The organism is Pseudomonas sp. KUIN-1 (assembly GCF_009176725.1).
Taxonomy (GTDB): domain Bacteria; phylum Pseudomonadota; class Gammaproteobacteria; order Pseudomonadales; family Pseudomonadaceae; genus Aquipseudomonas; species Aquipseudomonas fragariae.
Genome location: NZ_AP020337.1, coordinates 4,396,322 through 4,418,400 on the forward strand (window position 1 = coordinate 4,396,322; position 22,079 = coordinate 4,418,400).

Annotated in this window: 12 protein-coding genes; 8 read left to right on the forward strand and 4 right to left on the reverse strand. The window is 54.4% G+C overall.

Features of this window, described 5'->3' with window-relative positions:
- The first annotated feature begins 1 nt into the window (after position 1).
- The 3 genes from KUIN1_RS19735 to KUIN1_RS19740 all read left to right on the forward strand — a co-directional run bounded on the left by KUIN1_RS19735 (position 2) and on the right by KUIN1_RS19740 (position 4,457).
- Positions 2 to 2,107, forward strand: a complete 2,106-nt coding sequence (locus tag KUIN1_RS19735; protein ID WP_152092206.1) for a DEAD/DEAH box helicase — start codon at positions 2 to 4, stop codon at positions 2,105 to 2,107.
- Between the two features lie 839 nt (positions 2,108 to 2,946).
- Entirely contained in the window at positions 2,947 to 3,564 is a 618-nt protein-coding gene (locus KUIN1_RS27720; RefSeq protein ID WP_172980065.1) for a hypothetical protein, read from the forward strand.
- Between the two features lie 65 nt (positions 3,565 to 3,629).
- Complete coding sequence (locus KUIN1_RS19740) at positions 3,630 to 4,457, forward strand: DUF6216 family protein (RefSeq protein WP_152092207.1); 828 nt, start codon at positions 3,630 to 3,632, stop codon at positions 4,455 to 4,457.
- A 551-nt stretch (positions 4,458 to 5,008) separates the two neighbouring features.
- Here the strand turns inward: KUIN1_RS19740 and KUIN1_RS19745 are convergent.
- Complete coding sequence (locus KUIN1_RS19745; RefSeq protein WP_152092208.1) at positions 5,009 to 5,548, reverse strand: adenylate kinase; 540 nt, start codon at positions 5,546 to 5,548, stop codon at positions 5,009 to 5,011.
- Between the two features lie 376 nt (positions 5,549 to 5,924).
- On the opposite strand from KUIN1_RS19745, the gene KUIN1_RS19750 reads away from it, so the two are divergent.
- Positions 5,925 to 8,045: an alpha/beta hydrolase domain-containing protein gene (locus KUIN1_RS19750; RefSeq protein WP_152092446.1), complete on the forward strand. Its 2,121-nt coding sequence runs from the start codon at positions 5,925 to 5,927 to the stop codon at positions 8,043 to 8,045.
- Positions 8,046 to 8,167: 122 nt separating this feature from the next.
- Here KUIN1_RS19750 and KUIN1_RS27725 read toward each other — a convergent pair whose 3' ends face one another.
- On the reverse strand, positions 8,168 to 11,911 hold the full coding sequence (locus KUIN1_RS27725) for a hypothetical protein (RefSeq protein WP_172980066.1): 3,744 nt from the start codon (positions 11,909 to 11,911) through the stop codon (positions 8,168 to 8,170).
- 1,178 nt (positions 11,912 to 13,089) lie between these two features.
- On the opposite strand from KUIN1_RS27725, the gene KUIN1_RS19765 reads away from it, so the two are divergent.
- Positions 13,090 to 13,527, forward strand: coding sequence for a DUF3757 domain-containing protein (locus tag KUIN1_RS19765; protein ID WP_172980067.1), 438 nt, complete (start codon positions 13,090 to 13,092; stop codon positions 13,525 to 13,527).
- A gap of 56 nt (positions 13,528 to 13,583) precedes the next feature.
- Here the strand turns inward: KUIN1_RS19765 and KUIN1_RS19770 are convergent, their stop codons facing one another.
- Positions 13,584 to 14,159 carry a DUF1349 domain-containing protein gene (locus KUIN1_RS19770; RefSeq protein WP_152092209.1) on the reverse strand — a complete coding sequence of 192 codons (576 nt, stop codon included), beginning with the start codon at positions 14,157 to 14,159 and terminating at the stop codon, positions 13,584 to 13,586.
- A 464-nt stretch (positions 14,160 to 14,623) separates the two neighbouring features.
- Here KUIN1_RS19770 and KUIN1_RS19775 point away from each other — a divergent pair, with 464 nt between their 5' ends.
- Together KUIN1_RS19775 and KUIN1_RS19780 are read left to right on the forward strand one after the other, a co-directional pair.
- Complete coding sequence (locus tag KUIN1_RS19775; protein ID WP_152092210.1) at positions 14,624 to 15,169, forward strand: BRO-N domain-containing protein; 546 nt, start codon at positions 14,624 to 14,626, stop codon at positions 15,167 to 15,169.
- Positions 15,170 to 15,247: 78 nt separating this feature from the next.
- Entirely contained in the window at positions 15,248 to 15,982 is a 735-nt protein-coding gene (locus tag KUIN1_RS19780; RefSeq protein ID WP_044310166.1) for an SDR family NAD(P)-dependent oxidoreductase, read from the forward strand.
- 1 nt (position 15,983) lies between these two features.
- On the opposite strand, the gene KUIN1_RS19785 is transcribed toward KUIN1_RS19780, so the two are convergent.
- Positions 15,984 to 16,862 carry a carboxylate/amino acid/amine transporter gene (locus KUIN1_RS19785; protein ID WP_152092211.1) on the reverse strand — a complete coding sequence of 293 codons (879 nt, stop codon included), beginning with the start codon at positions 16,860 to 16,862 and terminating at the stop codon, positions 15,984 to 15,986.
- A 267-nt stretch (positions 16,863 to 17,129) separates the two neighbouring features.
- On the opposite strand from KUIN1_RS19785, the gene KUIN1_RS19795 reads away from it, so the two are divergent.
- A complete protein-coding gene (locus KUIN1_RS19795) occupies positions 17,130 to 21,962 on the forward strand; it encodes a M10 family metallopeptidase C-terminal domain-containing protein (protein WP_152092212.1) in 4,833 nt (1,610 codons plus the stop codon).
- The last annotated feature ends 117 nt before the right edge of the window (positions 21,963 to 22,079 follow it).

Below are 22,079 nucleotides of genomic sequence, written 5' to 3' on the forward strand. Positions count from 1 at the left end.
AATGGACATTTTCTCCCGCTGCTCCGAAATAAATGAATTAATAAACAGCAACCTAGAAAACGAAGCCAGAAATGCGTTGATCAGGCTGTTAGCACATCATGAAAAAAATGATATACCATACAGTTCCTTGGTGAATCATCTGATCCGCTCGACCGGATTGTATCCATATATGAAAGTCGAGACTGCAAATTGGCAAGACCGCTATGTTTACGATGCTTTTAAAGTAGACACCGGAAGCTCAGCGCCACTCACCTTGCATCGGGAACAGTCAGGCTTACTCAAGTCTCTATTACTTGGTGAAAGCTTAGCAATTAGTGCCCCCACAAGCTTTGGTAAGAGCTTTGTTATTGACTCGTTTATTTCACTCAAAAAACCAGACAACGTCGTCATCATAGTTCCAACAATCGCTCTAACAGATGAGACTCGTCGGAGACTTAATGCAAAATTCTCAAACGAATACAAAATAATTACGACAACTGAAGCCGCACCTGAAGCCAAAAACATCTTTATATTTCCACAGGAGCGAGCAATAAGCTACATACCAAAACTAAAATCAATTGACATACTCGTAGTTGACGAATTTTATAAGGCCAGTGCTGTGTTCGATAAAGAACGCTCAGCATCCCTGATAAAATCCATCATAAAATTGGGCGACATAGCCAAGCAACGATATTTCTTAGCTCCGAACATCTCAAAACTATCTGACAACCCATTTACCAAAGGCATGCGTTTCATTTCTCTTGAATTCAACACTGTATTTCTTGAAAAGCACGAGTTGTATAAAGAAATACATGGTGAAGTGCAAAAAAACCAAGCGCTCAAAAAGCTCTTTAAAAAATGTACGGGAAAGACTCTGATTTACGCTGGGACCTACGCTGACATAGATCGCGTCTCGATCCTAGCTATTGCCAACATCGAGAATGCCGATAGTCAAATTCTTAAGAGTTTTTCGGCATGGGTTGCAAAAAACTATTCACAGTCGTGGAGCCTGGTTGAGCTAATAAAAAAATCTACCGGCGTGCACAACGGCCAGATCCATCGCTCATTGAGCCAAATTCAGATTAAGCTGTTTGAAGAGCCGGAAGGATTGAAAAATATAATTTCAACCTCATCAATTATTGAAGGTGTTAACACTTCCGCAGAAAACGTTGTAATCTGGCGCAACAAAAACGGCATATCCAAACTTAATGATTTTACATATAAAAACATTATCGGTAGAAGTGGGCGAATGTTCAAACATTTTATTGGCCATGTCTACATCCTAGAAGAACCACCAGCACCAATCGAGACATCCCTTGATCTTGTGCTACCAGAAGCGCTACTGAGTGATATAAATGAGCAGGACTACAAAGGGGATTTAACTAAAGAGCAGATCGGGAAGATCATTGCATACCGTGAGGAACTATCCGAAATCATCGGGACAAACAATTTCGAAAAATTCCAAAGTGAAAATTTACTACAGTGTAATGGCGCGATTATAAAAGCCATCGCCACTGACTTGAGAGAAAATCCTGAGGACTGGAGAAGTCTAGGATATTTAAACTCGGACGAGACCTTTCGCTGGGATTATTCGCTCTACAAAATAATGAAATTCCAGCCTGGAGTCTGGGAAATTGAACATAGTCGATTCGTCGCCTTCGTTCAGGCGCTTTCAAAGAACTGGACGAAAACGCTGCCGGAACTACTGTCAGAGCTAGAAAAGTACAAAATTGATGTAAACATTTTTTTCAAACTAGAAAAAAATGCGACTTATAAGCTTTCCTCGCTACTGAAAGACGTCAACACCCTGCAAAAGGTTATTCTCAAAACGTCAACGGTTGATATATCTGCCTTTGCCTCCAAAGTCGCTCATGCCTTCTTGCCCTCAATCGTCTACCAGCTTGAGGAGTATGGACTGCCTCGAATGATATCAAAGAAGTTACATCGGGCTCAGGTCGTGAATTTTGAAACCGAAGACTTATCAATTCACCACGCCATCGATCAATTCAACAAAATTGGTTTGCGTCAAACGATTGTAAACACCCCAAATCTCACGTCGTTTGAAAAATATATAATTAATTATTTTTTTGAGGGTATCAAAAGGAAAACGGACCAAGAGCATTTATAGACACCAAGAGTGACTGAGTGAAGTACTCCTCACCCTATTTTCCATCTTACTCAACGGCGGAGCTATTTGCGATTATCTGTAGGACGACATTGTAATTCTCTATATAGCGTTCCAAACCGCAAAGCCATAGGCCAATTCTTGGGCTAGGGTGCCGAATCCAGATGTAGAGACGCGTCGGATAATGACTAATGTCTCGCGGCACCTTCATCTAGCCTAAGGTCGGTATACACTCGGTTTTAAAACTTAGGAACACCCGTTGCATAGGAGTATTATTCCAGCAGTTTCCGCGATTACTTATTATACTGCTAGAGCAGTTTCAGAAACTTTTGGCCACCGTATGGGGTGCCCCGATGCGAGTGAAGCAAAGGCCCCACTGCTTGCAGCATTGCTAATAGGCCCTCCAGCGCCTCGTATCCGGCGGGCTAAGCTCGCAGCAGATCAAAGAATCAAATTGCCTAGAAAAAACTTTGAGCTAAGGATGATATCAAGGTCAAACTTAGGCAACAGGTCAGGTGTCACCCCTTCACTTGGCCTATGTTGCACACAGAAATCGTGATAGAGCCGGTGCCTCTATCGACAGGTAGCCCAACAAGCAGCACAAGCAACTAACCATCAAGTGCCTTCAGGCAGGCAGTCCCAAGACGCGTCAGACGAAGCTCTGGTCAACGTACAAGCCAGGTACAGGTGCAGCTCAAGTTTTAAGGCTTGACGCAGAAGCAGATCGCCGGAAAACTAGAATATCTAAACAGACTGTGCATAATCTGTGGTATAGAAAGATGACGCTTAGGCACTTGGTCATACAAACGAACAGGGAATTTTTACAACATGGATAGCGCAGTATGAGATGGAGCAGATTTCGAGTCGGCTGGCGGACAAGCATCGGCGCAACGGTAATCTTTCTACTCGCGTTTTTCAGGGATTTTTCGACCATCCTTGGGCCTTGGGTACCCTACATTAATCCCCCAAGTTCATCCGACGGTTTGAACTACAAATTACTCGGCATGTGGAATGAGAAATTCCAATACCCTCAACAAAATGGAGTGGTAGGCTTCGAGGGCACTATTCAGTATTTTCGCAACAGAACATACCGAATCACTGGTTTGCTGAAAAGCACAACCTTTTTGCAAGTCCCCTTCCCTCCATACGCCACAAGCTATAGCTTCCATGGCAATGGAGAATGGCAGGCCACTGATAATGAATTGGTAATCAAACTAGTGAATGTGAGAACTCGAGTAATCGCCAAATCGATAGCCGGCCTGAACACAGACCTGCGTGGCACTTCACATTATCAGAGTGCTGAAGAATCCGAGATTGAGAAAGCTCTCCTATTGGCTCAGTCCCAGCGATATGACATTCGTAGCACAAAAAAGGACGAAGTCGTATTAGAAACAATTGGCCTTTTCGCTGACACCTATGTCATTAAAATGACCCGAACCAAGCAGATGTACATGAGATAGCAGCATAACGTTGCGAAACGCACCAGCTCTCCCTTGCCATTCACCATATTATTGGAAACGCCTCCTTGTCCGAACAGCTCGTTAAATCTCCTTTGGAATGGCTCGACGTTGCAATCAAAGTACTCCCCTATCTGGGAACTGCAGCATTGATGGTCTATGTGATGCTCAGAACCAACGCGATGTTCTATGTGGTCTACCGATGGCATCAGCTGTTGGGAGCGACAAAGGGCTTCAACAGCAAATTTGCACAGCGTGTGTGGGCGGATCACGAAGACTTGCAGCGCTTTAATCTGTGGTTCGGACTGCAACTAAGGACGTCCAAACACATGACAAAGCTGCTTTCTTGGCTGGATCGTCATGAGCTGACAATCGAGGAACTCTGCCGCGCACGTCGCTACTTCGATGCAAACGAACTCGCCTTCAGAATCCCCTCAAAGCTTCGGCGAAGAACCGTACGAACCATGATGCTACTTGTAGCGGCATTTCTATCCTCGGCAGCCTATGTGTTCACGCAGACCCCCTACGCGTTGCTAACGATCAAGAAAACGCATACCACGTTCTGGGTTCAGCCAAACGACGCCTTCAATAGCACCGGCAATTGGTTGCCGTGGGGCGGGTCTACCCGGTGGGCGATAGACAATAAGTACTGTCTTTTTTCGGATAATGTGGCACCTTTTAAAGAGCAGTGGGACAAGGAGGTTGTCTGCAACTTGGTGCTGGGCAATTACAACCAAAAAATCGAAGAGATCACCGGTGAACAGTGGGCATTTGGAATGGGAGCGGGCTGTGCCGCAATTATCTGCCTCTACTTTCTAATCTTCATCATGCTTTGTGAGGTCAACGCCACGGTTTTGGAGAAAAGGGTTGCTGAGGTGTCGGGGAGCGCTCGGTAGGGCTGCTCCCTTCGGCCTCAGTCCTATTTGGATCCTCTCCAGACTCATCAGGGGGCGCCCTGTTAGTATTGCGCGACTCTGAGCGCTAACAACACGGCAAGAAAAAGCAGTCCTGGTAATGAACATGCTACAAGCGTAGATGAGCGCCCATCTGGTAACCGAAGACTCAGCCGTCAGTAAAGTACTCGATTACAGCCTCGAATACTGGGCTGCGCTGCCTTGATGACGGGGTCGCACCAGTAGACGACATTGGGCCGAAAACCAAATCGGATAATGAGCTTTTGGTCGAAAAAATGGCTGTTCGCAGGGTAGTTACTTAGTGGAAAAACGGGCGCCGATTGTGAGCTTGATCCAACCTGCGGATATGAGCGGGCATGATCCGTATGCGTCTCTCCAGGATGCGCTGACAGGGTTGCCTGCGCAGAAAGTCCGTAAGGTCGAGCAGCTATTGCCGCATCAATGGATACCTGAAAAACTTGCGCAAGGTACATTCAGGATACGCTTCCTCTTCATTGGAAATCACCTCAGGAAAATTCTTCGCCTGAGGCCTGCTACGATGCTTGCGACAGCGCACGAGTAACTTCAGCAGCCATCTCTTCCGCACTATTTGCACCGTCAATTTGCAACACTGGAGACGCTTGCCCCAATAGCCATCGCTCGTGCCACGCCCGATTTCGTCCTGAAAAGTCCGGATTATCGTATTGCGAAGCCCATTCCCTGAATCCCGCATGTATTTCATGCATGTCACCTCCGGGAGCTATACGCTCTCCAAAGCGTGATTTTTCACGAGCGTCCAGCCGTTGCAGTCGAATGGGTGTTGGCGTCACAACGAACACGATCAAATCGACTTGATCCACTAGTGCATCTCCCCAGACCATGCAAGAACCCGTTAGTACCCAATCCTTGTCTCCGAGCGCGTGTTGGATCAAAGTCACACGCTCGCTGACAGGCCGCTTCGTCGTAAAAGGCGGGTTCGTCGGCATCCAAAAATAATCATCGACGTCGGCGTGCAGCAACTCGAGTTGCATGGCAAGGTTCTGGCCTAACGTGGTGACGCCCGCACACGAGGCGCCTGTAATGTAAATTCGCATTTCTTCCTCCCAAAGTGCAGGTCGGGTTGTGGGCGGAAGATACCCCATTCCCTTTTCGATCTCACATTCACTCCCCCGTTGGCGTGACCGATGAGGGGCTTAGTTCTGCATGGAAATCAGATTTTGCTGGATACAAGCAAAAGGTAGCGCTGCTTCAGGTCCAGCACAAAGTCATGAATACGCCATGGCTACATTCCTCACCTAGCCACTGACCACCTGAATGCTGAAATTGGCAAGGAATGCTCTCGGAACGCTGACGAATTCATGATAACCGAGCTAGCTGCGGGCTATGCTTGACGCCCTATGGTCTGTACAAATCATCGTCATCAGAGCATCAAAAGCCATCCATAAAAAAAATGACAAATTGGGGGTAAGGATGAATCGCCTATTTCATGCTGCAGCGTTTGCAAGCGCCATGATGATCGTTGCAGCACCCGCCCAAGCCCGTATTACACAGTTAGAGATCCTGCGGACCGAACCTGCTTTCGGAGGCGAAAGCTTCGGGAATACAGGGACTTACGAACGCGTCTTTGCGCGCGCTCATGGTGAGTTAGACCCAGGAGCGGCTGAAAACAAGATTATTCAAGACATCGAACTTGCACCCCGTAACGGTCGCGGGATGGTTGAATACACGACTGATGTTGCAATCCTGCGTCCCGCTGACGTGGCTAAATCGAATGACATTCTTCTATTCGACGTGCCAAATCGAGGCTCTAAGCGCGCGATGTTATTGTTCAACGCTGATATGCAGGGTAGTCCAGCAGCGTTCAATAACTTCGAAGTCGCCGGGGACGGTTTTCTGCAGCGCCAGGGTACGACGCTGATCGCGTTTGCCTGGCAGGGGGACGTTGCCCCGGGTGACAACCGCATGATGGTGCAATTGCCGACGGCCATAAATACTGATGGGTCTCCGGTAACAGGTGTGGTGCGCAGTGAGTTGACCACGCTCTCACCGACCGCCAGCCTTAACCTGTCCGCAGGTTGGTTCACCTCCACCCCGCCTCATACCAGCTATAAATCGGTTGAAACCGACAATACCAAAGTGCTCGCGGATGGCTTTCGTCCGACGTTGACGGTGCGTTCGCGGGCAAATGCGCCCCGACAGGAAATTCCAGTGAATGACTGGAATTTTGGCGATTGCACTACGCCGAGCGAAACCCAAATATGCCTACCCGCCGGTTTTCAGCCCGGTAAGCTTTACGAGCTGATTTACCAGGCCAAGGAGCCGGCGGTAATGGGTATCGGTTTTGCGATTGCACGGGATGTTGGTGCGTTTTTCCAGCAGGCTGAGCATGACGATACCGGTGTGCCCAACCCTGTAGTGCATGGGCCCAAGGTCAAGTCGATTATCACTGGTTCATCACAAGCCGGGCGATTCATCCGCAGCATGATCGCGCTGGGTTTCAACCGCAGCGAGGAAGGTCAGCGGGTCTATGACGGTGCGATGCCGCATATCGGTGGCGGCCTGATGCCGCTCAACATCCGATTTGCTCAACCTGGCCGGGCGTGGGGCCAACAGGTCGATCATGACTACCCTGCTTACGATTTTCCGTTTACCTATGGCCGGGAAACCGACCCTGTTACCGGACGCTCGCAGGGTTTGCTGGATCGCTGCAACGATAACAATACTTGCCCTCTGATATTCCACATGGCAACGGCCCTTGAACTTTGGGAAGGACGCCAGTCGCTTGGCCTTACCGATCCACTCGGCTTGCGCGATGCACATGAACCAGCAAACGTCCGCACTTTTATTATGGCAAGTACGCAGCATGCCCCGCCGTCTTTGCCACTCCCGGCTAACCCACCCTTTGGGCTTTGCCAGGTGCAATCAAATCCAAATCCACACACCTGGACCATGCGCGCAGCGTTCATCAATCTCGTTGGCTGGGTTCGTGATGAGACAACACCGCCAGCTTCGATAAAACCCTCTGTGGCGGACGGCACCCTCGTGCCGGCGGACAGGGTCAGTTTCCCGCTCATCCCCGCGACCCATTACGGTGGCGTTTCGCGCCCCGAGCTCCGCTACACCGGTGCCGTCAACAGCCTGCAAGTGCTTGATTTTGGACCTGGTTTTCGTCCCGAAGACAGCTCTGGCATTCTCACAAACGAGCCGCCGAAATCGGGGGTCGGCAGTTACGGCCTCCTGGTGCCTCAAGTGGATGCAGACGGAATTGATGTGGGTGGCGTTCGGGATGTGTATCTAGGCGCTCCCATCGGAACTTACACGGGTTGGAATACCTTCCGGCCCGAATTTTTTGATGGTGGCTTTTGTAACTTCCAAGGCAGCTTCCTCCCGTTTGCCGCGACGAAGAAAGAGCGAATCGTGGCCGGAGACCCTCGCCTTTCCCTGGAGGAACGCTACCCCACGAAGGAGGCTTATGTGTCTGCGGTGAGTAAAGCTGCAGACTCGCTGGTTGAGGTGCGAATGCTGCTTCCTGAAGATCGTGAACGGCTTGTAAAGGAAGCGCAGGAGAAAGGTGTGCGTGTAGGGCCTTGAGCAGGGGTGACCGGAGGAAATCTGCTTGCAGATGTGTCAGTACCCGCTCTATTGGATCGTATGTAATAGCGGATGAATCACTGCGAGTCAGGAGACCTGACTCGCAGGAATGACACGGGAAATCAGCGTTTCAGCTTGTCGACTTCCGCACTAAGATCTTCCCTATCCGCCATCCGACTCCACGACTCTGACACCCTCTCAAGCATCGCAGATGTCCGGGTGAACTCCACGGCCAGTGCTGCCCAACTTGAGTACTGCCTTGCTAGCACTCGCTCCTGAGCCCCTCCCTCCCCAAACGACTTCATGTAGGCGCCACGCTTGTTAAAGCACTCCATCTCAAAACCGGTTTCAATTTGCTCTGAAGCAAGGTTTTCTATGACCATGCAAACCTCAGTCGGAGGCCAAATTGCCGCTACATCGAATCGCGGGGAGTGCGCGAAAGTCTTCCCTATATGCTGATCCGCAATATCGGCAATGTCTCTCTCAACTGCTGCCGTACGTACACCTGCAATCCAAGACTCAAGCTTCGCTTGATCAACACCCTCTGCGGTAGCTCCAGGCAATGTTTCGAAAGCTGAAAGCAACCTGAATGAGACACTCGCTATATTCCTTTCGCGAGCTGTCAACTCCTTCCTTGCAGGCGAGTTCTTACCTCTAAAAACGTGGGACAGAATCTCTACAAAAATATCCGAGTCTTCGGCCATCTGCTTATAGATAACTAAGGGTCGTCGCTGATCCTGAATGGCAGGTAGATACGCATACTCCAAACGTGCGATAGCAAGTGGTTCAACATCATCACGCCCATCAAGCTCTTTGAAAGCTGATTCGAGGTAATAAGAGAGCATCGTTCCATTTTGTTTACTGTCAGACTGCCGTAACCCTTCAGAAAGCAGAGCAACAATCATCTCAGAATCAAATTCAGCTAGCCGGCGGTGCCCTAGACATAGGACGTCAAGACTCCGCTCGACAGCACGAAATTCTTTCACGACCCTCATCAAATCGTCCGAAGCCCCCTCATTCGGAACGATGTTAAGACGCCGCCAGTATTGCTCGTGAACTTCCGGCCCTTGAGACTCAACAAAATCCCAAGTCCAGCTGTTAACCGGCCAACCGAGCAGCAAATAACATTTATCTCCTGCGTCAGGCACCAATGGAAATATCTTAGCCTCGATAATCTGAGACCAGGAATCTCCGTATCTTTGTGCGCCAAGTGCTGACGCGTAGAGGGCCAGCTCGGGAACTGGAGACTGAATTACCGTGGCCTCAACTAGCGTGACAAGATCTGTTTGAGTGATCTGCTCGATATCGATTGCCTGAGCCACGAGCATCGGAATGGCGACCTTTTTTGTTAGTTCAAGTATACCGAGTGGACCGGCGCGCTCCAGGATACGGACCAAAGCCTCTTTTCTTAGAGCATCAGGCTCGAAATCCGTAATCTCCTGATAACGCCCGATATGTGGCAACCAGTCATCAAAAAGCTGCTTGTCCTGGTAAATCGGATCGACAGGGCGATGCTTATCCAAAAGAGATTGAATCCCCAGCCGCTCTTCCTCCTCAATAGCCCAGTCACTGTCTGCATAAAACTCGTGCTTGGCTGCCATCGCTTGAAGTGCACTCCAGACCGGGCTAGCTCCGTCCGATTGATGCGTGGCCAGATACGTATCAATAAACGCAAGCACAGCCTCCCGGTCGTCCGGCCTGAAGGCAGAGAAAGAGTTAACCAGCACTATTGCCCTTTCTTCATTATCAGCAGCCAATTTTATTGCACGACTTACCACTGCATGCTGTGCATCCCAAACTACTCCAAACGTAAGCTCCTCGGGATTTACAGATGCAACATCGCGAAGTTTGGGTTTTTGGGTCGGCGAGACAGAGTCATGCGACCGTGGGAGCAGCTTGACCAAGAGCTGCCATCCTACCGCTGGAACGTTGGAAAGCACGCTATCGATGCATGCAATACGCTGGCGAAGAGTTGCATGGGTGTTGGGCGACCAGGTAAGCAGAATGTCCCTCAAGCTATTGATCGGACGGTTGACTCTGTTTGAGTCCGGCGTGGGATCCAGCTCGGCAAGCTTTGCTAACACTATTGCAGCTCGATTCAAAAGCTTTGGGTCCCAAGCTAAAACCTCAAGCGCCCAGAGGATTTGGATGTAGGGACCTGATGCACCAACCGACCAATCATCTTTGTCATGAAACAGACCAACGATCTTGTCCTGCTCGCCCTCGAACATAGATTCGAGGGCCGTCAAAAAAGGGCTAGGCGCAGCCTCTGCGATCAAGGTTGTCTGACCCGATAGCCCCACCAATGTCCGGTGGTTCTTCCCCCACTCAGGCAGTGAGCTAAGTATTTCATCGACAAATTGCTGGGCGGTTGCCTGATTCATATACAACCCACCGACCTGGTCCATCGTCGCGATAATAAGGAGCGTAAGCGCCAGCCCTTCTCTCAACCATTTGCTGTAGTCCGCAGGGGAGACGTAATGAAGGGTAAATTTTTCATCACGAGACGGCTCTTCTACTACATGACTGAAAACCTTCAGCACCGCAGCTTTTAAACGCTGCAAATCCTGCTCGCCAATCAATTGCCCGTAGAAGCTGAACGCATCAACCGGGGCCCGCACTTGCCAATATTCACCAACCCGATCAAACGGGGGATCAGCCAACATGGTTGAAGGAAGCAGCTTTTCTTCCAAATCCGAGTATTCCCCCACCCCAGAAAGCTCCGCCACCAAAAGCCGGTCGAGTTTCTGATTGATGGACCAACCGCCAGCTAGAAAAGCGGCCTTCATTCCCGCGGCGCCACTTACCCACTCGGGCGGAGAATAGGGTCGATTAGAAATGAGTCGTTCCAGAATTGTGAGACTACGCCCACATCGGTGAGCTAATTCATACCCTTCGTCGCGCTCAATTCCCATCGCCGTAAAGCCGTCAACCATTCCAGTCGCTGATGATCGCTTAAGCGACTTGTGCTTTCTGGCCTGAACCCCAGTTACTGCGGACAAAGTCGGCCCTTTAGCGGAAAGGACACCTGACATCCGATCGCCATCGTTTGTAGTAATAAATATCAGGTTTGTACGCTGGCTTAGGAAACGTGCGGCGGCCTCAGTCTCGACAATCAGCGTTTTGACCTCCAACGCTCTTTTGATGTCGGGAGGGGCCATCCGGATCGCCGCGACTGCAAAAGCAACAACTTCAATACCCGTCTCAGCCCCAAGCATGATTGCTTGAGCTGGCCCCGCGAGGTTTTGAAGCAACTCTTCGGCAACCTCCTGACGGTCACCCAGCACAACCTTCTCGTGCAAACGAGGCTTGAAGCGCAAGCTGTACATCTCCCAAAACTCGTCCGTGCTGAGCGCACCATTCCGTGGCGCATTACCCAAGACGTCTCTTGCGTACAGCGCCGCCACAGCTGGATGTAGATCAAGCCAGTGGACCAACTCGACGGCATCGAGATAAATGACCTTCTTCCACTTACCCTCCCTAGTCCTCTCGTCTTCCCATTCCGTGAGAAGCTCCCGCGGCGTGTCCCATTTTTCCAGATTTACTAGCACCAGAGTGCTCTCAGCCATCTCGACGGGATCTGTTTTCCCTGTGCGCTTGTTGTAGTCATCGGTGGCCTTTCTTGCACCCGCACCAGCTCCAAATTCCCATTTGGATTTGCCAGCGGGTACAAACTCAGCCGGCCCAGCTGTCTCAAGGACGCCATCCCAGCCTCGAATTTGGCCAGCATCCCCGCCCGGAAATCGAAATCGGCTAGCATCGGTGATGGACGCCCTTATCAAGTCAGCTATCAGGTCAGGAAGGTGCGCGCGAGCGTCAATCCTCTTTGCCCATTTTGCTAACCCCGTCTCATCGATCCACTGCATGTCGCAATCCTTTTTCACATGACTAACAGACTGAAATCTCGATCACCGAGAACATGGATCCGATTATGCCTGAGATACCTAAAAGGGGACCTCCCCCGCAGACAAGTTGGATGCCGACCCAGTGTGGACTGTCGCACGGCGCGTCTTCTGATCGAAAACGGATCTCAGCGGCTCGCTAGCTGCCTAGGAGTTTAAGCGACGAGTTTCAGCAGATTTACCAACAGCTCTTTAAGCTCAGCGCGATCTGTATCATTTTCCCGGTACTCAGACCGGTTGAGTATCTGCTCAGCCGTCATCAGCGGCCAGAGTTTACCTACAGACTTCGGCGGTCGGAAGGAACGACCGGTTGGGCGTCAACGTCAGAGATGCTCGTCCAGAAGCTCACGAAGCCCAGAGAGCTGGCTGCATTCGACCCAAAGCAGTCATTAACAGCAGGCCCGACCAAAAGAGAGTTCAAAGGTCAGACCTTCATAGCCTAGTCGCTCCTACCCATCAGAATCGATCTTTTCCCATAGCCCTGAATATCGAAAGGAAAGTCCTAAAATACTGGGTACGCCGGATGGCCTCTGGTTAGCCAAAATGAAGTTATGGCGCTGGCTTGGTCGAGGCGCACATACGTGAATGGCGTCTCAAGAATGATCATGATTCTGAGCGCTTCGGCGTTAGATCTGATGGACCATAACCGCCATCCCGCCAGCCGAAGATTTCGGTTCCCATCTGCGGATACCGCAAAGGCATTATTGGTTCGTACGCCTGTGGGGAGTGGCTTTCACGAACCAAGCCTTGGTGAAGCCTCCGGCTGGGTCTTTCGAGCAGTCATCCCGCGCGCTGCCCTTGCCATGCCGGTTTGGACAGGGCCTCAGGAGTAATAAGTCAACTCACTACCCCCACACAAACCAACGTCATTTCCTACAAACAATTAAGGCCTGAAGGCGCAGACAATAGACAGACTAACGCCTACGATAAATCCATCCACACTGGATACGATCAAGTTATTACTAAAGCACGCACCTTGCTTAATAACTAGATAACAAGTAACACAACTCTTGCTGCACACTAGATAGCCATATACAACCAACTAGCGGACTTGGAAAACAATCTCGCTCGGCCTAACCTCGTAAAAATTCTGCATATACGATTATATACACATCAAGAATTAAATCAATTTAAGGAATATCATGAAAAAACTATTGATCGGCGTCGCAATGGCTACGTCCCTGCTGGGCATATCCATGACCGCTCAAGCAACGGAAAACTGCCCTGCTGTCTCGAAGATCGAACAGGTCTCACCCGGTGTATACCGGGCGAGCGGCCATGACGGCGAGTGGACCGGCGTTCTGCAAGGCGTTGTTACAAAGAAAATGCCTGTGCAGTCCTTTGACCTGGCTATCGCTATTCAAGAGGGTGCAGACGCGCCTCAGATGTTGCAGCACTGCACCTACAACATCGGTGGACGCGAGGCGCTGGACATGCGTTTCATCGCTAAAAACAATAAGGATTTCACTATAAAAACTGCAGGCAATACCTGGAAAAAAGAAGATGGGCCTTTTGGTCTTGTCTATAACGTGTGTGAAAAAACATCACCTGAAAACTGCAAGTTCACTGTCGTTCAGTAATACGAAATAACCTTGTCGCTCTTCAGCAAGCCTGCAATGGCTCGCTGAAGAGTCACTCACGTCAGATCATGCAAATCCTTGCCCAATGCAGGCATGACCTCGAAATGAGAGAACACCACCTCCAGCCCTCCCCGTTCCGGGCTGCAGCACATTGGGCCTACGGCATAAGACTCACTCACGGGAAATGGTGCCAGGCGCAGCAGCGGCCAGCGCAGGCCGTCGCTGGAGTGCTGAATACGCAGTACGCCCTTGGCGACGGTGACCCGCAGCCAGAGACCGGAGGACGACTCATCAAACGCACCCGTTGCCCAATCGGATTGTCCGCAAGTTAGAACGCTACCCAGCATCAAGGCTCCGTCGCTGACTTCAACGCCGGTTTTGACCCAGTTGCGCTCGTCAATGCGGACCATCAAGCCCGCCTGATCGTAAAGTGTCTTGAAATCACCCTGCACATGCACTTGCGCAGTGAAATCGCCGGTCACCGATACACCCAGAAAATGACCGGTGTCGCGGCAGAAACCGTAGTGCGTCTGCTGCCAGAAATCGGTTTGCGGGTCTGTGATGACTGTCAAACGCTCGTCCGTCACGCTGCAATGCCGGGGTTGGTTCAGCCAGATGCCTTTGTCGAACATGTCGCCTCCTGTGTGGGGTTGTCGAGGGTGATCGAGGGTTTACTGACCTCATCTACTCCATATGCATGGACACCTTCCCAGTAATCAACATCAACCGACAACACAGATATCTGACCACACCCTAAAACCTCACGCACCTTACCCACCCCAAAAAAACGACATTTCCTACGCCCCAACCCACCCCCACACCCTTGCCACCCCACCCCTGCCACGCTAACCTCCCCGCCGTTCGCTGCAAAATCAGCGGCTGGGTTTGGCGACCCAAAGAAAAGACAAAAATACGCTCCATCGCGAAACAGCAGATCCTGTCGGCCTGCATGTCGCGCTATGGCGGCTGTGCGCGGGAGATCTTCGGGTCTGCCGGGGTTTGTCTTTTTGCCCGGTTCGCCAACCTGCACACAGCTGCCACCCAATGTTTGGCGACAATCCGTGGCGGCTCTCGATAACCAAAAAGAGCGTCACCCATGCAAAATATCGTTCTCAGAAACACCCATACCCCCCATTTCGAAGCCACCCTCTTCCTCCGCCACCGCCGCACCCTGCGCGCCATTTTCACTGAATCTCAAGCCTGGTTCTGCCTCGCTGACCTTGCCCGTCTAATGGGCAGGCCGCTGGATGAGCGCGCCACGCTCAAGCTCGATGCGGATCAGCGTCGCGAGGTCTGGCTGGAAGCTCATGGCGAGTGCCAGCGGCAGTTGATGATCAGCGAGTCCGGCGTGCTGGCGCTGCTGGTTCATCACTACGTGCCCGAGAACCGCGCGCTGCGTCAGTGGCTGACGCATGAGGTGCTGACGACCTTGCATGATCAACAGAACGTCACGCTGGATAACCCCAGAATGAGCCAGCTGCAATGGCCCGGCACATCGCTGAGCGTGCTGCACTGGCGCAGCGAAACCTGGGTTCGCTTGCGCGACATGCCGAATGTGGTGGCCGAGGCAGCTCCTCGTCCGAAGCGGCCGTTATGGCGCAGGGTGTTGAAGCGCATCAACACAATGCGCACTGCCGCCTGACCGGTACTGCCTGAACCCCGTTGACACCCCACCCACCAAAAAACATGATGCATCCACCCTAAAAACCGGAACGCACTCATGAGCGACAAGAAAAAGCTTTTGCTGACTGGCGCAAGCCGGGGTATCGGTCATGCCACGGTCAAGCATTTCAATGCCGCTGGCTGGGAGGTGTTTACCGCGTCGCGGCAGAACTGGGTCGATGACTGCCCGTGGGCCGAAGGTCTGCTCAACCACATTCACCTGGACCTGGAAAACATCGACAGCGTCAGCGAGAGCATGGCGGCGATCAAGGACAAGCTCGGCGGGCGGCTCGATGCGCTGGTCAATAATGCCGGCGTTTCACCGAAGACCGAGGACGGCGGGCGCATGGGTGTGCTGGAGTCGGATTACAGCACCTGGATCAAGGTGTTCAACGTCAATCTGTTCTCCACCGCGCTGCTGGGTCGGGGTTTGTTTGACGAGTTGAAGGCAGCCAAGGGCAGCATCATCAATGTCACCTCGATCGCCGGCTCAAAGGTCCACCCGTTTGCAGGCGTCGCCTACGCCACGTCCAAGGCGGCACTGTCGGCGCTGACCCGGGAAATGGCCTTCGATTTCGGTCCGCACGGGATACGGGTCAATGCTATTGCGCCGGGTGAAATCGATACGTCGATTCTGTCACCCGGCACCGCCGAGATTGTCGAGCGGCTGGTGCCGATGCACCGGCTGGGCAAGCCCGAGGAAGTCGCCTCGCTGATCTACTTCCTGTGTACGGCTGGCGCGTCCTACGTGAACGGTGCGGAGATTCACGTCAACGGCGGCCAGCACGTCTGACTCAACGTGTGCCGGAAACGCTCTCCGGCACGCGTCGCACGCCCAGGCGACTGATCCACACCGACGCCACGATCACCCCGCCGCCGATCAGCAAGCGGGGGAAGCCCTCATGCTGGTTCCAGATCAGCAGATTGATCAACAGCCCCAGCGGCACATGCAGGTTATTCATCACCGCCAGTGTGCCGCCGTTGACCATGCACGCGCCTTTATTCCACCAATACATGCCCAGCGCCGTCGAACACAGGCCGAGAAATAGCAGCACGATCCATTGGGTCGGCGCTTCGGGCAGGTGTTGCGGGTTGCCGAACATCAGGAACGCGGGCAGGACCACCGCCAGTGCGCCGAGGTAGAAGTAGCCGAAGCGTCGGTAATGCGGCAGGTCGCTCGGGTGGCGCGCCACCAGATGCTTGTACAGCACCTGCCCGGCGGCGTAGGTGAAGTTGGCCAGTTGCAGCAGCAGAAAGCCGCCAAGGAAGTCGCCGTCCAGGCCATCGTAACGAATCACGCCGGCGCCCAGCACTGCGACCACCGCCGCCAGCAATGCCCAAGAGTTGAAGCGTCGGTTCAGCGCGTCTTCGATCAACGTTACGTGCAGTGGCGTGAGGATGGTGAACAGCAGCACTTCCGGCACCGTCAGCACCCTGAAGCTCAGGTACAGGCAGACATAGGTCACGCCGAATTGCAGCGCGCCGATCAGCAGCATGCTGCGCATGAAGCGGGGTTCGACCTGACGCCAGCGGGTCAGCGGAATGAATACCAGACCGGCCAGCACCACGCGGACCAGCACCGCGAAATAGCTGTCGACGTGCCCGGCCAGATAGACACCGATCAGGCTGAACGAAAACGCCTGAATCAGTGTGACGAAAAGTAGATAACCCATGCCCGCCCCCCATTTTTGAAGGGCGCGACCATAGCGGTTGCGTCACTCACTGTCCACTCGACGGCCGCCGCTTTTTGACGCCAAGCCGTCGCCGCGCCCCGCGTTACCCGTCACAAATATGACAGTCGCATTATTGACGTACATGTCGTCGGTTTCGACGAAAATATAGCCCATATCGGCAACTTTTCCACAGAAAAAGGTCTTATCATCCCGGCGCTGCAATATTGACTTAATTCATCCACATTCGTCGTCGCCTGGAGTAACACCATGATATTCAACACAAAAGACTTCGGAGCACTTGGCGACGGCGTCACTGACGATACGGCAGCCATTCAGGCCGCAATCGACGCAGCTGCTGCGGCAGGCGGCGGTGAAGTGGTCATGGGCGCCGGAACGTACGTCGTGTCCGGTGGCGAGGAGCCTTCGGATGGCTGCCTGATGCTCAAGAGCAACGTCACCCTGTCGGGTGCAGGCATGGGCGAGACGATCATCAAGCTCGCGGATGGCTCGGACACTAAAGTGACCGGCATCGTGCGCTCGGCCTATGGCGAAGAAACCCACGACTTCGGCATGAAGAACCTGACGCTGGACGGTAACCGCGACGCCACCACCGGCAAGGTGGACGGCTGGTTCAACGGTTACATTCCAGGCTCTGACGGCAAGGACTCGAACGTCACCCTCGACAGCGTCGAGATCAAGGATTGCTCGGGCTACGGCTTCGACCCGCACGAGCAGACCGTCAACATGGTGATCAAGAACAGCGTGTCGCATGGCAACGGCCTGGACGGCTTCGTGGCCGATTACCTGAGCGACAGCGTGTTTGAAAACAACGTCGCCTATGACAACGATCGCCACGGCTTCAACGTGGTCACCAGCACCCACGACTTCACCCTGAGCAACAACGTTGCCTATGGCAATGGCAGCACCGGCATCGTGGTGCAGCGCGGCAGCGAGAACATCCCCTCGCCCGCCAACATCACCATCACCGGCGGCGCGGTATATGGCAACGCCGCAGAAGGCGTACTGATCAAGCTGTCCAGCCAGGTTTCGGTCAGCGGCGTGGACATCCACGACAACGGCAACGCCGGCGTGCGCATTTACGGCAGTTCCGGGGTGGATATCTTCGATAACACCCTGAGCAACAACGCGCTGGGTTCAGCGGTTCCGGAAATCATCATTCAGTCCTACGACGACACCACAGGCGTGTCCGGCAAGTTCTTCAGCGGCAGCGACAACCTGATCCGTGGCAACACGATCACCGGCAGTGACAACTCCACCTACGGCGTCGCCGAGCGCAACGAAGACGGCACCGACCGCAACAGCATCGTCGGCAACACCATCAGCCACACCAGCAAGGGGCTGACCCTGGTGTATGGCGATGGCAGCTTCGCCGGTGATGCGTTCCCACTGGTGACCGTCAATGGCACCGAGGGCAACGACGTCATTACCGGTGGCGCGGCCCACGAGCAGATCTTCGGCCTGGCGGGCAAGGACACCTTGAGCGGCGGTTCGGGTGACGACATCCTGATCGGCGGTGCCGGGGCCGACAAGCTCACCGGCGGCGCGGGGGCCGACACCTTTCGCTTCGATCAGTTGACCGACAGCTACCGGACGGCGACCACCAGCGCGACCGATCTGGTCACCGACTTCGACATCAGCCAGGACCGCATCGACCTGACCAACCTGGGCTTCACCGGGCTGGGCAGCGGCAAGGGCGGTACGCTGAACATCAGCTACAACGCCACACTGGACCGCACCTACGTCAAATCACTCGACGCCGATGCCAGCGGCAACCGCTTCGAGCTGGGTTTGAGCGGCAACCTGAAAGACACGCTCAATGCCAGCCATTTCATCTTCCAGCATGTCGTGGAAGGCACGGCGGGCGGCGATACCCTCACCGGCACCGACGGCAATGACGTGCTCAACGGCAATGCCGGTACGGACCGCATCGACGGCGGCGCGGGCGCCGACACGATCACTGGCGGAGCCGATGCCGACACCCTGACCGGCGGCGCAGGCGCGGACCTGTTCATCTACAACTCGCGCCTGGACAGCTATCGCAATTACACCGCCAGCGGCACCAAGCAAAGCGATACGATCACCGACTTCAACCCGGCCGAAGACCGCATCGATCTGTCCAGCATCGGCCTGCGCGGCCTGGGCGATGGCAGCGCCAACACCATTTACCTGTCCGTCAATGCCGACGGCAGCAAGACCTACATCAAGACCGATGCGGTCGACAGCACAGGCAATCGCTTCGAGATTGCCTTGCAAGGCAACCTGGCCGACAAACTCAGTGCGTCCAACTTCATCTTCTCTACCGCCTCAGCCGCCAATCAGGCACCAGTGCTCAATACGCCGCTGATGGACCAGAACGTTACCGAGCTGAAGGCGTTCTCCTACGCCGTGCAGCCCGGCAGCTTCAGCGACCCGGACAGCGACACGCTGACCTACAGCGCGACCCTGGCCGATAACAGCGCCCTGCCCGAGTGGCTGAAGTTCGACAGCAAGACCCTGACCTTCAGCGGCACACCGGGCGGCACGGCATCCGGGCTTTACTCGGTATTGCTGACTGCGAGCGACGCCACCGGCGCTTCGGTGGCCGACAGTTTTGCCATCAATGTGGGCAACGTGACGCCGGGGATCCTCACCGGCACCGAGAACGCCGAGGCGCTGTACGGCACCGAAGGCAACGATACGATTCTGGGCCTGGGCGGTGACGACACGCTGCGTGGCGATACCGGCGCCGACATCATCAACGGTGGCGCAGGACGCGACGCCCTGTACGGTGGCGCCGATGCCGACACGTTCGTCTACAGCGCACTGACCGACAGCTACCGCGATTACGACGCTGGCGGCCTGACTGCCACCGACACGATCTATGACTTCACCCCCGGTCAGGACAAGATAGACGTCTCCGCACTGGGCTTTCTGGGGCTGGGCAACGGCGAAGACCACACGCTGTACATGACCCTCAACGAAACCGGCGACAAGACCTACATCAAGTCCGCCACGGCGGATGCCGACGGCAATCGCTTCGAGATCGCCCTGAGCGGCAACCTGATCGACACCCTCACCGACGCGGACTTCGTATTCGGCCAGCGTGAGGCGCAGGAGATTCTCTACCTGCCGACCCTGGGCCAGTCCAACGCGCGCCTGCTGCGCATGACTGAAGACGATAACCAGTCCGGCACCTCGGAAATGGTCAAGGACCTGACCCGCTACACCGATTACGACGTGCGCAGCCAGTTCACCGACGCCAACGGTGATGGCATCGACCTCGCCGTGGGCGGCAGCACCGTGGTCGGCTACTCGACCGGCACTCAGGATGAACAGCGTGTTTCCTGGTGGCTGGTCGACACCGATGAGCCGGGCCCTGCGCTGTTGCGCGCCACCGAGTTGCTCAAGTCGCAACTGGCGTCGCTGACCGCCATTGACAAAGTGACCACCGGGATCATCTGGGGTCAGGGCGAAGAAGCCGCTCAGGAAATCGCCCGCGCCACCGACAAGCAGGCGGCGGCCGAGCTGTACAAGGCCTCGACCCTGAAAGTGTTCGACTACCTGCACGCGCAGATCGGTGATTTCACCGTGTACATCGCCGAAACCGGGCACTACCAGACCGACGCGGCCAAGGCGCGTGGTTACACCGACGAAAAGATCAACGCCATTGTCGAAGGCGCCGGGTACGTCAGAAGCGTCCAGGAAGCCATTGCCACTGAGCGCGCCGACGTCAAGCTGGCGGTTGACTACACCGACCTGCCCCTGCGTTACGAGGTCAACCCGCTGGTTTACCCCGATGACGTCTGGCACTTGCATGAAGAGTCCGCCGAGATCGTCGGCCAGCGTCTGGCCGATTTCATCGCCGATGACCTGGGTTTTCAGGGCAACGCCGCTGACAACAACGACCCGGCGGCCATTTTCGAGAGTGGCCAGAACGAAGGTGGCCATATCTTCGGCACCAGTGACGACGACACGCTGGTCGGCAGTTCCGGCAATGACGTACTGGACGGCGATCAGGGCGCGGATGACATGAGCGGCGGCGATGGCAACGATATCTACGTGGTCGACAACGCCTTCGATACCGTCACCGAAAGCAACGACTCGCCCTCGCAGGTGGACACCGTGGTGTCGTCTGTCAGCTGGACGCTGGGCGCCAACGTGGAAAACCTGGTGCTTACCGGCGTGTCTGCCATCAACGGCACCGGCAACGCCGTGAAAAACGTCATCATCGGTAATGCCAACAACAACATTCTCGACGGCGCTGCAGGTGCCGACATGCTGACCGGCGGCGATGGATCGGACAGTTATTACGTCGACGATGCCGCCGACCGGGTGGTCGAGACCAATACCGATGCACAAGTGGGCGGCGTCGATACGGTGTACAGCTCGCTGGCCAGCTACACGCTGGGGGCCAATCTGGAAAACATCGTCATCAACAGCAGCGGGGCCGCCAATGCCACCGGCAATGCCCTGGATAACCTGATTTACGCAGGCGCTGGCGACAACGTCATGGACGGCCGCGACGGCAATGACACCGTGTCGTATCTGTTCGCCACCGCCGGCGTCACCGTTGCGCTGAACACCAGCGCTCAGCAAGCCACCGGCGGCTCGGGTCTGGACACGCTGAAAGGCACTGAAAACCTGATCGGCAGCCAGTTTGCCGACACGCTGACCGGCAACAAGAACGCCAACACCCTGAGTGGCGGCGATGGCAATGACACCTTGTCCGGTGGCGCGGGCGACGACGTGCTGATCGGCGGATCAGGCGCGGATACGCTGATCGGTGGCACCGGCGCAGACCACTACGTGTTCAATGGCATCAGCGATACGGGCCTGGGCGGACTGCGCGACATCATCAATGGCTTCAAGACAGTCGAAGGCGACAAGCTGGACTTCTCCGGCTTCGATGCCCGGCCGCTGACCGATGGCCACGATGCCTTCGTGTTCATCGGCAACGCGGCGTTCAGCGCCAACAACAGCGGTGAGCTGCGTTTTGCCGACGGCGTGCTATACGGCAACATCGATGACAACGTCGGCGCGGACTGCGAAATCCAGCTCACAGGCGTGCAGACGCTGCAGGCCGCCGACATCATTGTCTGATCGTCGCAAAGCACATCACTCATAAACAGCCCTGGAAACAGGGCTGCACTCTCAGAATATCTGCGAAAGCGACCGGGGTAAGTGACACCCACCACAACCCCGGTCAATCACCAACGC

Excerpts from the sequence above, each read along its gene's own strand:
- KUIN1_RS27725 (WP_172980066.1), bottom strand. The coding sequence starts at position 11,911 with ATGCAGTGGATCGATGAGACGGGGTTAGCAAAATGGGCAAAGAGGATT.
- KUIN1_RS19775 (WP_152092210.1), top strand. The coding sequence starts at position 14,624 with ATGCAAAATATCGTTCTCAGAAACACCCATACCCCCCATTTCGAAGCC.
- KUIN1_RS19745 (WP_152092208.1), bottom strand. The coding sequence starts at position 5,548 with ATGCGAATTTACATTACAGGCGCCTCGTGTGCGGGCGTCACCACGTTA.
- KUIN1_RS19780 (WP_044310166.1), top strand. The coding sequence starts at position 15,248 with ATGAGCGACAAGAAAAAGCTTTTGCTGACTGGCGCAAGCCGGGGTATC.
- KUIN1_RS19785 (WP_152092211.1), bottom strand. The coding sequence starts at position 16,862 with ATGGGTTATCTACTTTTCGTCACACTGATTCAGGCGTTTTCGTTCAGC.
- KUIN1_RS19795 (WP_152092212.1), top strand. The coding sequence starts at position 17,130 with ATGATATTCAACACAAAAGACTTCGGAGCACTTGGCGACGGCGTCACT.
- KUIN1_RS19750 (WP_152092446.1), top strand. The coding sequence starts at position 5,925 with ATGAATCGCCTATTTCATGCTGCAGCGTTTGCAAGCGCCATGATGATC.
- KUIN1_RS27720 (WP_172980065.1), top strand. The coding sequence starts at position 2,947 with ATGAGATGGAGCAGATTTCGAGTCGGCTGGCGGACAAGCATCGGCGCA.
- KUIN1_RS19770 (WP_152092209.1), bottom strand. The coding sequence starts at position 14,159 with ATGTTCGACAAAGGCATCTGGCTGAACCAACCCCGGCATTGCAGCGTG.
- KUIN1_RS19765 (WP_172980067.1), top strand. The coding sequence starts at position 13,090 with ATGAAAAAACTATTGATCGGCGTCGCAATGGCTACGTCCCTGCTGGGC.
- KUIN1_RS19735 (WP_152092206.1), top strand. The coding sequence starts at position 2 with ATGGACATTTTCTCCCGCTGCTCCGAAATAAATGAATTAATAAACAGC.